Genomic DNA, 12,227 nt, shown 5'->3' on the forward strand with positions numbered 1-12,227 from the left:
GCGCTTTTCAGACGTCCAAGTCATGACAGGCCTGGTTTCGATAGCCCCCGGCTATGCGCTCTGACCCATACGGCTTCCCAGGGTCGAAAGTCCCGGATGGGTGCGACGAAACTCACACGGTTTCGCGGCACGGGGGGCGCATCGAGCCGGCTTCGGCGATAGCCCTAGGCTATTGAGGTGTGCAGCTCCAGCAACTGGCCTACTTCATGGCCGTGGCCGAGACGCGGCACTTCACGCAGGCCGCGGAGCGGATGCGGGTCGCGCAGCCGTCGCTGAGCAAGCAGATCAAGAGCCTGGAGACCGAGCTGGGAGCCCCGCTGTTCAGCCGGGCCAGGGGCAACGTCACCCTCACCCCGGCGGGTGAGGCGCTCCTGCCGCTCGCCCGGCGCATGCTCGCCGACGCCGAGACGGCCCGGCGCGAGGTCGCCGAGCTCGCCGGGCTACGGCGGGGGCGGGTGCGCCTCGGCGCGACCCCGTCGCTGTGCGCCGGGCTGCTGGCCGACGCGCTGGCCCGCTTCCACCGCGACTACCCCGGGGTTGAGCTGCAGGTCGAGGAGGGCGGGTCCCGCGACCTCGTCCGCGACCTCGCCAGGGGTCAGCTCGACCTGGCGCTGATCATCCTGCCGCTGCAGAGCAGCGATCCGTCGCTGGTGACCCAGGAGATCCTGAGCGAGAACCTCGTCGTGGCCTCCACGTCGGCCCGGGGGCGCAGGTCGTACATACGGATCGAGGACCTGCGCGGCCGGCCCCTCGTGATGTTCCGCCGGGGGTACGACGTGCGGGAGGCGACGCTGGCGGCGTGCCGGCAGGCGGGTTTCGAACCGCGCTTCGCGGTGGAGGGCGGGGAGATGGACGCGGTGCTGCGGTTCGTCGAGGCGGGGCTGGGCATCGCCGTGGTGCCCTCGATGGTGCTGGAGAACCGCCCGAGGCTGACGGGCACGCCGCTGCTGCCGGGGCTGCGCCGTACGGTCGCCCTCGCCCACCGCAAAGACGTGGAGCCGACTCGGGCGGCGCAGGCCTTCCGTGGGACGCTGCTGTCGTTCCTCGGCGACGCCGCACGTGACGGGACGCTTCCTCCGGGAATAGAGACACTCGTTGACGTGTGATCCCCTACCGAGCAGTTCCCAGACGATAAGTTTGTGCACACGATGCTGCACGACGATGATGCCGACGCTGACGAGAGGCGTTCGTGACCCCGGTCTCCCCTGATCTGCCCGATCCGCTCACCCTCCTGCTGATCGAGGACGACGCCGGCGACGCGTTTCTCGTCGAGGAGTTGCTGGCGGGCGCCGAGAGGCCGCCGAAGATCACCTGGGCGCGGACGCTCGCCGAGGGACGCGCGCGGCTCACCGACGACGTGCAGTGCGTGCTCGTCGACCTGTCCCTTCCCGACGCCTCCGGGCTGGAGGCGCTGCAGCAGGTCATCGCCATGGCCCCGGACACGGCGGTGCTCGTCCTGACCGGGCTCGGGGACGCGCACGTCGGCATCGAGGCGGTCGCCGCCGGAGCACAGGACTTCCTGGTCAAGCAGGACGTCGACGCCCGGCTGCTGATCCGGGCCATCCGATACGCCATCGAGCGCAAGCGCGCCGATCTCGCCATGCGCGAGCTCCTGCAGGAACGCATCATCAGCAAGGAGAACTCCCGCCTCGAACGCGGCCTGCTGCCCGTCCCCCTGCTCGACCCCACGCTCCTGCACCACCAGGCCCGTTACCTTCCCGGACGTACGGGCGGGCTGCTGGCCGGCGACTTCTGGGACACGGTGCAGACGCCCGACGGCGCGGTGCACGTGCTGATCGGCGACGTGTGCGGGCACGGGCCCGACGAGGCCGCGCTCGGCACTGCGCTGCGCATCGCCTGGCGCACCCTGGTGCTGGCCGGGCAGGCCGGCAACGACGTGCTGCGCACCCTCGACACGCTGCTGCGGCACGAGCGCAAGTCGCCGGAGATCTTCACCACGATGTGCACCGCCGCCATCACCCCCGACCTGACCACCGCCCGCCTGCACGTGATCGGTCACCCGCCCCCGCTGCTGCTGCGCGACGGCGTGCTCGAAGTGGTCACCGAGACGCCGTCGGGCCCGCCGCTGGGGATCTTCCCTGACATCGAGTGGACGCCCATCGACGTCACCTTGGGCGAGCGATGGTCGCTGCTGCTCTACACCGACGGCCTGATCGAGGCCACTGTCGGCGAGAACCGGGACCTGCTCGGCACCGAGGGGCTCGCGAACCTGATCCGCGCCCAGGCGGGGATCGACCTCGACCGCATCATCGCCAGTCTCGACGGCGCCATGCACGACGACGTCGCGGCCGTCCTCGTCGCGCGCGGTCACGCCGAGCAGAGCGTCCGGGAGGACATTCGGGAGGCGATCGCGTGAGCACGGCGTACCCCACACAGGGGCAGGTTGAGACGGCCCCGGCCCCGCTGCCCCCGCTCGCCCCGTCCGCGCGGGGCTCCCGCATGCCGGTCGGCCGGTGGTTCCTGCTCGCCGGGGCCGGCGTCCTGCTCATCTTCGTGATCGCGGTCAGCGCCATTCTCCTGGCGCTGACCTCGACGTACGAGGCCCGGCAGACCCTCGTCGACGCGGTCGATCCCGCCGCCCTGCAGACGCTGCGCGTCGCCAGGGCGGTGCAGGCGCAGGAGGGCGCGATCCGCGGATACGGGCTCACCGGAGAGCAGCAGTACCTCGACACCTATCGCCAGGGAGTCTCGGAGGAGCAGTCGGCCAAGGACGCGATCGCCAGGCTCGTCCCCCGGCTTCCGGAAGGCTACGGCGTGCGCCGCCAGATCCGCGAGCTCACCGACGCCACGGACGCCTGGCGGCGCGACTACGCCGAGCCCGTGGTCGCCAGGACCCTCAAGAGCGGTCCCGGCTCGCTCACCGACCTGGCCAGGAACAACCTGCAGCGCTTCTCGGCGGTCAAGGCCTCCCTCGACGAGCAGCAGGCCCTGCTGGGGCGGCTGCACGACGTGGCCAGGGCCCGGCTCTACTCCGGCTGGGACACCATCTATGTGGCGGTCGCCGCGCTGGTCGGCGCGATGGTGCTGGCGATCGTGTTCTGCGCGCTGATCGTGCGCCGCGCCGTCGGCGGCCCGATCGCCCGGCTGACCCGCCAGGTCAGGGCGGTGGCCGCGGGCGACTTCGACCACGAGATCCGGGTCGAGCGGCCGGCCGAGCTGTGGGAGCTGTCGGGCCACGTCGACGGGATGCGCCGCCGGATCATGACCGAGTGGCAGGCGTCCGCCGAGGCCCGTCAGCAGCTCGCCGAGCAGGCCGAGGAGCTCAAGCGCTCCAACCGGGAGCTGGAGCAGTTCGCCTACGTGGCCAGCCACGACCTGCAGGAGCCGCTGCGCAAGGTGGCGAGCTTCACCCAGATGCTGGAGCAGCGCTACGCCGATCGCCTCGACGACCGCGCCCGGCAGTACATCGGCTTCGCGGTCGACGGCGCCCGCCGCATGCAGCTGCTCATCAACGACCTGCTCGACTTCTCCCGGGTGGGCCGCGTCGGCGGCGAACCCGAGGAGATGGACACGGGCGACGCGCTGGCCACCGCGCTGCGCAACCTCGACGCCCGGCTGTCGGAGACCGGCGCGACGGTCACCCACGACGACCTGCCCAAGGTCGTCGGCACCCGCACGCTGCTGACCCAGCTCTTCCAGAACCTCGTCAGCAACGCGCTCAAGTTCCGTTCCGAGGAGCCTCCCCGCGTCCACATCGGCGTACGCCGGGACGGCGACGTGTGGGAGTTCAGCTGCTCGGACAACGGAATCGGCGTCGAGTCCAAGTACGCCGACCGCATCTTCCTGATTTTCCAGCGCCTGCACCCGCGGGACGTCTATCCGGGGACGGGTATCGGACTGGCCCTGTGCCGGAAAATCGTCGAATATCATGGCGGCCGGATCTGGCTCGACACGAACGAGGACGCCGGAGCCACGTTCCGCTGGACGCTGCCGGCCTTGGGAGATCCCGATGACTGAATTCCGCCCGATCGAGGTCCTCCTGGTCGAGGACGACCCGGGCGACGTCCTGCTCTGCCAGGAGGCGTTCTCCTACAACAAGGTCGGCAACAACCTGCACGTGGTCAACGACGGCGAACAGGCGCTGGCCTTCCTGCGCGCCGAGGGGCAGTACTCCGACGCGCCCCGGCCCGACCTGGTGCTGCTCGACCTCAACCTGCCCCGCGTGAACGGCTTCGAGGTGCTGGAGGAGGTCAAGAGGGACCCCTCCCTGCGGACCATCCCCGTTGTGATCCTCACCACATCGGAGGCCGAGCAGGATATCCTGCGTGGATACAACCTGCACGCCAACGCGTACATCACCAAGCCGGTGGATTTCGACCAGTTCACGCGGGTAGTACGGCAGATCGACGAATTCTTCGTGACCGTCGTCAAACTGCCTGGGAAGTGACCGAGATCACAGCGGGGAGGAGTGACCCTCCTCACACTTCGTGATGTGCTCGTCGTAATGTGTGCCCCACCAATAACGCGCACGGCCTGAGCAGTACGGCGCGGTCGCTCCGGCGTGCGCGGAGTCAGTGAGGGTGGAAGGTCTCCGATGACCCAGACAACGGCCGAGAGCACGGCTAGGAAACAACGCGCGCAAATCAGGGTGCGCACGCTTCGCACCGACCGATGGTGGCTGGCTCCGGCGTTCACCGCCGCCGGGCTCCTGTTGTTCTTGATTTACGGATTTTGGGCGATCTTCGACAAGAGCTACTTCGTCGACCCGTACATCGCGCCCTTCTCGTCGCCGTGCCTGGCGACGTCGTGTCCCGAGGGGGCCCGGTTGTTCGGGCTCGCCCCGTTCGGTGACTGGTACACGCTGCCGCCCGGGATTTTGATCCTCGGACTGCCCGGCGGGTTCCGGCTCACCTGCTACTACTACCGCAAGGCCTACTACCGGTCGTTCTGGATGTCGCCGCCGGCGTGCGCCGTGGCCGAGCCGCACGGGAAGTACACCGGTGAGACGCGTCTGCCGCTGATCCTGCAGAACATCCACCGCTACTTCTTCTACTTCGCCATCCTCATCGGCCTGATCCTGACGTACGACGCGGTGCTCGCGCTGGTGCACAAGCCCGCCGGGCTGGGCTCCTGGATCCTGCTCGCCAACGCGGCGCTCATTCTCTGCTACACGTTCGGCTGCCACTCGTGCCGCCACATCACCGCCGGGCGCCTGAACCACTTCTCCAAGCACCCGCTGCGTTACAAGGCGTGGACCCTGGTCTCGAAGCTCAACGCCAGGCACCAGCAGTTCGCCTGGGCCTCGCTGTTCTCGGTCATGATCGCCGACCTGTACGTCCGGCTCGTCGCCAAGGGCGTCATCAACTTCCCGTTCGCATAAGGATCTCAAGTGGAGCGTCACGAATACGACGTCGTCGTCATCGGAGCCGGTGGAGCGGGGCTCCGCGCGGCGATCGAGGCGCGGCAGCAGGGCAAGCGGACGGCGATCGTCTGCAAGTCGTTGTTCGGCAAGGCCCACACGGTCATGGCCGAGGGCGGCGCCGCCGCCGCGATGGGCAACGTCAATCCGAGCGACAACTGGATGGTGCACTTCCGCGACACCATGCGCGGAGGCAAGTTCCTCAACAACTGGCGCATGGCGGAACTCCACGCCAAGGAGGCCCCGGACCGCGTCTGGGAACTGGAGGCCTGGGGCGCGCTGTTCGACCGCACCAAGGACGGCAAGATCAGCCAGCGCAACTTCGGCGGCCACGAGTACCCGCGCCTCGCCCACGTGGGCGACCGTACCGGCCTGGAGCTGATCCGCACCCTCCAGCAGCGCGTCGTCGCCCTCCAGCAGGAGGACGAGAGGCTGCACGGCGACCCCGAGGCGTACATCAAGGTCTTCGCCGAATGCACGATCACCAAGCTGCTGAAGGACGCCGGCTCCGGGCACGGGGAAAACGGTGCCATCTCCGGGGCCTTCGGCTACTGGCGTGAGACGGGCGACTTCATCGTCTTCGACGCCCCCGCCGTGGTGCTGGCCACCGGCGGCATCGGCAAGTCGTACGTCGTCACGTCGAACTCCTGGGAGTACACCGGTGACGGTCACGCGCTGGCCCTGCTCGCCGGCGCGAAGCTCATCAACATGGAGTTCATCCAGTTCCACCCGACGGGCATGGTCTGGCCCCCGTCGGTGCGCGGCATCCTGGTGACCGAGTCGGTGCGCGGCGACGGCGGCGTCCTGCGCAACTCCGAGGGCCGCCGGTTCATGTTCGACTACATCCCGGACGTGTTCAAGGACAAGTACGCCACGACCGAGGAGGAGGCGGACCGCTGGTACGACGACCAGGCCAACAACCGCCGCCCGCCGGAGCTGCTGCCGCGTGACGAGGTGGCCAGGGCGATCAACGCCGAGGTGAAGGCCGGGCGCGGCTCACCGCAGGGCGGGGTGTTCCTCGACGTGTCCACCCGCCTGCCGGCCGCCGAGATCGTCAGGCGGCTGCCGTCGATGCACCACCAGTTCAAGGAGCTGGCGGACGTCGACATCACCAAGGAGCCCATGCAGGTCGGCCCGACCTGCCACTACATCATGGGCGGCGTCGAGGTGGACGCCGACACCGGCGCGGCGTCGGTCCCCGGCCTGTTCGCGGCCGGCGAGGTCTCCGGCGGCATGCACGGGTCCAACCGCCTCGGCGGCAACTCGCTGTCGGACCTGCTGGTGTTCGGCCGCAGGGCCGGCGCGGGAGCCGCGGCGTACGTGGACGGGCTGGCCAGGCGGCCGGTCGTGACCGGCGTCGAGGAGGCCAAGGCCGAGGCCCTGACCCCGCTGGAGCGGACCGGCGGGGAGAACCCGTACGAGGTCCACCACGAGCTGCAGCGCACGATGAACGACCTGGTCGGCATCATCCGCAAGTCCGGGGAGATCAGCGAGGCCCTCCAGGTCATCGAGAAGCTCAAGGAGCGGGCCGGGAACACCGCCTCCGCGGGCAGCCGGATCTACAACCCGGGCTGGCACCTCGCTCTCGACCTGCGGAACATGCTGCTGGTGAGCGAGTGCGTGGCGAAGGCCGCGCTGTTGCGGGAGGAGAGCCGCGGCGGCCACACCCGCGACGACTACCCCGGCATGTCGCCGGAGTGGCGGCGCAGGCTGCTGGTCTGCTCCGCGAACCCGGACGGCACGTCCATCACGGTCGAGGAGAAGATCCAGCCGTCCATGCGCGGCGACCTCATCGGCCTGTTCGAGCGCTCCGAGCTGGAGAAGTACCTCACCGAGGAAGAGCTGGCGGAATACGACACCGCGGTCAAGGAGTCGTGATGGGATACAAGGCGAAGTTCCGCATCTGGCGCGGTGAGGGCGGCGAGGGCCGCCTGGAGGACTTCACCGTCGAGGTGAACGAGGGCGAGGTCGTCCTCGACGTCATCCACCGGCTCCAGGCCACGCAGGCCCCCGACCTCGCGGTCCGCTGGAACTGCAAGGCCGGCAAGTGCGGCTCGTGCTCGATGGAGATCAACGGCAAGCCCCGGCTGGGCTGCATGACCCGGATGTCCACCTTCGAGGAGAGCGAGACCATCACGGTCACGCCGCTGCGGACGTTCCCGGTCATCAAGGACCTGGTGACGGACGTGTCGTTCAACTACCAGAAGGCTCGCGAGATCCCGTCGTTCACGCCGCCGGCCGACGTCAAGCCGGGCGAGTACCGCATGCAGCAGGTCGACGTCGAGCGCTCGCAGGAGTTCCGCAAGTGCATCGAGTGCTTCATGTGCCAGAACGTCTGTCACGTGATCCGCGACCATGAGGAGAACAAGCCGAACTTCGCCGGCCCGCGCTACCTCATGCGGATCGCCGAGCTCGACATGCACCCGTACGACGTGGCGGAGCGCAAGGATTCGGCGCAGGAGGAGCACGGCCTCGGCTACTGCAACATCACCAAGTGCTGCACCGAGGTCTGCCCCGAGCACATCAAGATCACCGACAACGCGCTGATCCCGATGAAGGAGCGCGTGGTCGACCGGAAGTACGACCCGCTGGTCTGGCTGGGCTCGAAGATCTTCAAGCGCCAGCGCTGAGCCCGCTGAAGAAGCGCCGATCGGCCGGCCCGATCGGCGCTTTCGTTTTCCTTACAGGCCATCGAGATCCGGACTAGCGTTGGCGCATGCCGCTGATCAGCTTCACCGTCGAAAACTATCGGTGTTTTGCAAAGCCGCAGAAAGTGGAGCTGCGGCCGATCACCGTGGTGCTCGGAAGAAACAATTCCGGAAAGAGTGCACTTGTCCGGACACCGCTCCTCCTACAAGCAGGCATCCGTACGATGTCCCGGTCGCCCTTCGACCTCGATCAGCTGGGCGACGAGGCGCCGGAATTCCGCCATCTGGTGCACGGTGGCCGCCCGCACGGCAGCATCCGGCTGGGACTGGAGTTCGCCGGCGGACCGACCGACGCACGGAGCGTCGACGTCACCGTGCAGAACATCGACGAGTGGCAGGATCAGGTTGTCAGGCAATTGGCCGTCACATCGGGTTCCGCCACAACGACATTGATGTGGCTGGACGAATACGAGCTGGACAGGGCCGAGCAGGAAGACAAGTGGGATGAGCCGCACCTCTACGTCGCAAGGACCGACCTCCTCTCCGATGCGGCGCCCCCCGGTGATGTCGTCTTTCACGGGTTGCTGCCGGCCACACCTGTCAATTTCGGGAACGGCTGGAATGACGACTGGGATCCGGAGGACCTGAGCGCCGACGTCGAAGCCATACGCGCGGACTTCGACCAGGTCCGCTATCTCGGGCCCTATCGGGACAGGCCCGCCCGCGTTCACCGCCTGCCGCCCCGTCTCTCCTCTCTGGTCGTGGGAGCAGACGGCGAGCAGGCGCTGAGTCTCCTCGCGCACGACCGGTTACGTCGACACGGCCGGGTGAACCAGAAGCTCAACGAGTTGCTGACGGACCATCTTCCGGGCTGGTCGCTTCAGGTCGAGGATCTTGTGGACGATCTCTACTCCGTCGTGTTGCGGTCGCGCGAAACCGGTCTCGAAGTCAACCTCGCCGACGCGGGCACCGGAGTCGCCCAGCTCCTTCCCATCCTCATCCAACGAGCAGTGGATGCCGCGAACCCCCCGAGGGAACCGGTCCTGGAGATCGTCGAAGAGCCCGAACTCCACCTGCACCCGTCCGCTCACGCACTCGTCGCCGACGGCTTCCTGGCCGCGACCAAAGCGTCGAAGGTCCGTTTTCTCATCGAAACGCACAGTGAGACGTTCCTGCTCCGGCTCCGCAGACGGGTCGCGGAGGGCATCGTGGACCCCGAGGACATCGCGATCTACTTCGTGGAGAACAACGGGGGGGCGGCCAGCGCCCGGCGGATCAGACTGGACGGGCTGGGCAATCTCGACTACTGGCCGCGTGGAGTCTTCGCCGAGGACTTCGAGGAGACGCGCGCACTCGCCGCAGCCCAGGCCGAGCGGACGGACACCGATGCGCGTTGAGATCCATTCCGGGGTGTTCGCGGTGGACGACGATGTCGCGACTGCTCACGACTTGATCCGCCTGTTTCTCGAAGGTCGCCACGATTGGACCGTTCATCCGGATCAGGTGGACGAGGTGTCGGACTTCTTCAAGACGCATTTTCCGACCCTTTCGTCCGCCTACACCGAATTCGCTGTCAAGGCCAGCGTCGCCCAGGCGTGGATGAACCACGCCGATGCACCACTGCTCGTCACCGCGCACACCATCCACGACGACGTCTGGGATCTGCGGCAGCCCGCGGTGCTCCTCGTCGAGGACGAGTTCTCTGATCGTTGTTTTCTCCTGGCGGTGGCCCGGGTCTTCGAGATGACGACCCTGGCGGAGGCGGAGGCCACTCAGCGCCTCGACATCAGGCACTGCGGAGGAAAGGACCGGGCGTACAGACAGGCGCTCCACGTATCCTCTCGGTTCCGGCGGACGACTCGGGCGGCCCTTCTTCTGGACAGTGATCGATTCGCCCCGGGCCAGGTGACTCGCTGCCACAAGATCGCAGACAGCGTCCGCGCGCTCGGCGTGCAGGTCCACGTGCTGGAACTCCGCGAGGTGGAGAACTACGTCCCGAACAAGGTCCTGGCGATGCTTCAGCCGATCCGAGAGACCACCAAGAAAATCGACGCCCTGAAGACCCTGACGCCGGAACAGCGCGGCTATTTCGACATGAAGAAGGGCTTCCCCGCCTACGGGCTCGGCGGTTCCCGGGTGCCGCGCGGCCATGAGGACCTGTACGACGGGGTGCCCGACGAAACGATCGCTAAGCTACGGGAAGGTTTCGGCTCCAGTCTGCCCGAGCTCATGGAACGCGCTGCGGCAGACGGCCGGCTGACGCAGTCCGACTTCGAGAAGCTCGGCGAGGGCATCGCCACCGAACTACGCCGGCTTCTCGCCATGCTTCGACAGATTATCTAGGGGATGCCGTGCCAGACCGTGGCGGGAAGCTCAGGTCCGTCCCGGAGAGCTGGGATCTGGAGGCGTTGATCGAGAAAGTCGCGAGCGGTGCCGTCCGTGTGCCGCTGTTCAGCCGCCCCTTCATCTGGCATCCACGTCAAATGACCGCTCTCTTCGAGAGCATCGAGGACGGCTATCCCATCGGCAGCCTGATCCTATGGGAGCCTGCCGATGGTGTGGAAAGCATGAGTGAGATCGGCGGGATCCCGATACCGTCGCCACCACCCGGCCTGCCGATCTCCTACGTGCTCGACGGGCACCAGCGCCTGGCTACCCTGTTCGGCTGTCTGCGTGCTCCCGCGTCCGCACAGGCTTCCGCCGATGCCTGGATGTGGCGGATCTACCGCGTTCTCGGCCTTCGACTGCTCCATGAAAGCCGCTATCGGCACTGGGGCGCTGTCGAGGCTCCTCCGGATTGGCTGCCGCTCAGATCGGTGCTCAGGACGAAGGATTTCCTCTCCTACCAGCGCGTGCTCACCGGTATAGCGCGGGGGGAGGAACTGGAGGAGCTTCTCTACGAGGCGTACGACGTGATTCACCACATCAAGGACTATCGGGTCCCCGTCGTCCGAGTGATCGGAGGGTCCCTCTCCCAGGCGACCACTGTCTTCTCCCGGCTCAACAGCAGCGGCGTGTCACTGACCGCGGACGAATCGGCCACAGTGCGCGAGCACACCGACGACTCTGAGAGCGCTCAAGACAGCGGGTGACTCAGTCAGTCAGCGGCGGGTCGTGGGGTCCTCGTCCACGGGGCCGTAAGGAGGCTGCTGCGGGAGGTTGCCCGGCCGGGTGGCCTCGGCCCAGGGGTCGGCCGGGGCCGGGTACTGCTGGCCGTGTGTCTGCTGCTGCTGTGCCGCCTGCTGCTGGGCCTGCATCTGGGCGGGGTCCGCCACCGGATACCCGTACGGCGACTGGGCGTAGCCGTACGGCATCGGGTAGCCGTAGGGCTGCTGCTGCGGATAGCCCATGGTGTAGGGCTGGACGGGCACGAAGCCGACCATCGGGGCGTAGCCGGGCGTGGCCGCCGGATAGGCCGCCGCCGCCTCGGCGGGAGCCGGCGTCCGCGCCGCGACCGGGCCACCCCGCCGTACGGCGGCCGCGTGCGCCATCCTCCGCAGCCGGCCCTCGAAGATCAGCCAGGCGATGAGCGCGATGCCGACGAGAACCCCGGCGGGGATGGCGAGCCGGTGGGCCAGGGTCGGCTTGTCGTACTCGGGGGACGCGTTGCGGATCTCGATCGGCACCGTCTCGGGATCGGGCTGCTCGAACGACACACCCGCGCTGGGGGTCTGCTGCGCCACGTCCGGCGAAGGCTCGGCCGACGCGGTGGGCAGGACCACTTGCCCCTCGTCCTGCGGGCTCGGGCTGGGACTCGGGGCGGGAGCGTCGGTCAGCGCGGGGAACGTCTGCGTGTTCTGTGCCGGCGCTTCCTGCTCCGTGGTGGATGCAGGAGGAGCGGTGGTCGTCTTGACCGGCTTGGGCGTCGCGGTCTTGGTCTGCTTCGGCGTCGGCGTGATGGTGACGGTCTTGGTCACCACAGGATCGGCGGTGGGGCTCGCCTCCGCCGGGCTGGCCGGCGGCGTCTGCGTGACGGTGACCGTGACGACCGCGCACTGGGGATCCTGAGTGGGGTCACACGGCTCCACCGGCTCGGCCTTGACGCCGATCACCGGGGCCAGCGCCAGGGTCGCCACCGTGGCGAGAGCCACCGACGCGACAGCCGTGGACGCGGCCCTCATGTACGCGCGTCCGATCACCGATCGCCTCCTGTCGGGCCGCTCCGAAACCAACACCGATTGTAGTTCGGTAAAAGCAGG

11 protein-coding genes are annotated in these 12,227 nt (G+C 68.1%); 10 read left to right on the forward strand and 1 reads right to left on the reverse strand.

Annotation, left to right across the window (positions count from 1 at the left end):
• Positions 1 to 179: 179 nt before the first annotated feature.
• The 10 genes from ACQPZZ_RS34950 (at position 180) to ACQPZZ_RS34995 (ending at position 11,120) form a co-directional block, all read left to right on the forward strand.
• Positions 180 to 1,106: a LysR family transcriptional regulator gene (locus tag ACQPZZ_RS34950; RefSeq protein ID WP_363644614.1), complete on the forward strand. Its 927-nt coding sequence runs from the start codon at positions 180 to 182 to the stop codon at positions 1,104 to 1,106.
• 83 nt (positions 1,107 to 1,189) lie between these two features.
• Positions 1,190 to 2,377, forward strand: a complete 1,188-nt coding sequence (locus tag ACQPZZ_RS34955) for a PP2C family protein-serine/threonine phosphatase (protein ID WP_432926146.1) — start codon at positions 1,190 to 1,192, stop codon at positions 2,375 to 2,377.
• Positions 2,374 to 3,978, forward strand: a complete 1,605-nt coding sequence (locus tag ACQPZZ_RS34960) for a sensor histidine kinase (RefSeq protein WP_432926148.1) — start codon at positions 2,374 to 2,376, stop codon at positions 3,976 to 3,978. Before ACQPZZ_RS34955 ends, ACQPZZ_RS34960 begins: the two co-directional genes overlap by 4 nt.
• Positions 3,971 to 4,408: a response regulator gene (locus ACQPZZ_RS34965; protein WP_432926150.1), complete on the forward strand. Its 438-nt coding sequence runs from the start codon at positions 3,971 to 3,973 to the stop codon at positions 4,406 to 4,408. The genes ACQPZZ_RS34960 and ACQPZZ_RS34965 overlap by 8 nt, the downstream gene beginning before the upstream one ends.
• Before the next feature lie 147 nt (positions 4,409 to 4,555).
• On the forward strand, positions 4,556 to 5,341 hold the full coding sequence (locus ACQPZZ_RS34970; RefSeq protein ID WP_363644622.1) for a hypothetical protein: 786 nt from the start codon (positions 4,556 to 4,558) through the stop codon (positions 5,339 to 5,341).
• Between the two features lie 9 nt (positions 5,342 to 5,350).
• Positions 5,351 to 7,258, forward strand: a complete 1,908-nt coding sequence (locus ACQPZZ_RS34975; protein ID WP_432926153.1) for a fumarate reductase/succinate dehydrogenase flavoprotein subunit — start codon at positions 5,351 to 5,353, stop codon at positions 7,256 to 7,258.
• Positions 7,258 to 8,010, forward strand: coding sequence for a succinate dehydrogenase/fumarate reductase iron-sulfur subunit (locus ACQPZZ_RS34980; RefSeq protein WP_363644626.1), 753 nt, complete (start codon positions 7,258 to 7,260; stop codon positions 8,008 to 8,010). The genes ACQPZZ_RS34975 and ACQPZZ_RS34980 overlap by 1 nt, the downstream gene beginning before the upstream one ends.
• Positions 8,011 to 8,096: 86 nt before the next feature.
• On the forward strand, positions 8,097 to 9,425 hold the full coding sequence (locus ACQPZZ_RS34985; RefSeq protein WP_432926155.1) for a DUF3696 domain-containing protein: 1,329 nt from the start codon (positions 8,097 to 8,099) through the stop codon (positions 9,423 to 9,425).
• Positions 9,415 to 10,371 carry a hypothetical protein gene (locus ACQPZZ_RS34990; protein ID WP_432926157.1) on the forward strand — a complete coding sequence of 319 codons (957 nt, stop codon included), beginning with the start codon at positions 9,415 to 9,417 and terminating at the stop codon, positions 10,369 to 10,371. The genes ACQPZZ_RS34985 and ACQPZZ_RS34990 overlap by 11 nt, the downstream gene beginning before the upstream one ends.
• 65 nt (positions 10,372 to 10,436) lie before the next feature.
• Entirely contained in the window at positions 10,437 to 11,120 is a 684-nt protein-coding gene (locus ACQPZZ_RS34995; RefSeq protein WP_432926159.1) for a DUF262 domain-containing protein, read from the forward strand.
• 9 nt (positions 11,121 to 11,129) lie between these two features.
• Here ACQPZZ_RS34995 and ACQPZZ_RS35000 read toward each other — a convergent pair whose 3' ends face one another.
• On the reverse strand, positions 11,130 to 12,167 hold the full coding sequence (locus ACQPZZ_RS35000) for a hypothetical protein (RefSeq protein ID WP_432926160.1): 1,038 nt from the start codon (positions 12,165 to 12,167) through the stop codon (positions 11,130 to 11,132).
• Positions 12,168 to 12,227 lie beyond the last annotated feature (60 nt).

This window comes from Microbispora sp. CA-135349 (genome assembly GCF_050947365.1).
Lineage (GTDB): Bacteria > Actinomycetota > Actinomycetes > Streptosporangiales > Streptosporangiaceae > Microbispora.

What these genes read in the sequence shown, in the direction of transcription:
- ACQPZZ_RS34965 (WP_432926150.1), top strand. Translation starts at nt 3,971, where the DNA reads ATGACTGAATTCCGCCCGATCGAGGTCCTCCTGGTCGAGGACGACCCG.
- ACQPZZ_RS34970 (WP_363644622.1), top strand. Translation starts at nt 4,556, where the DNA reads ATGACCCAGACAACGGCCGAGAGCACGGCTAGGAAACAACGCGCGCAA.
- ACQPZZ_RS34980 (WP_363644626.1), top strand. Translation starts at nt 7,258, where the DNA reads ATGGGATACAAGGCGAAGTTCCGCATCTGGCGCGGTGAGGGCGGCGAG.
- ACQPZZ_RS34985 (WP_432926155.1), top strand. Translation starts at nt 8,097, where the DNA reads ATGCCGCTGATCAGCTTCACCGTCGAAAACTATCGGTGTTTTGCAAAG.
- ACQPZZ_RS34990 (WP_432926157.1), top strand. Translation starts at nt 9,415, where the DNA reads ATGCGCGTTGAGATCCATTCCGGGGTGTTCGCGGTGGACGACGATGTC.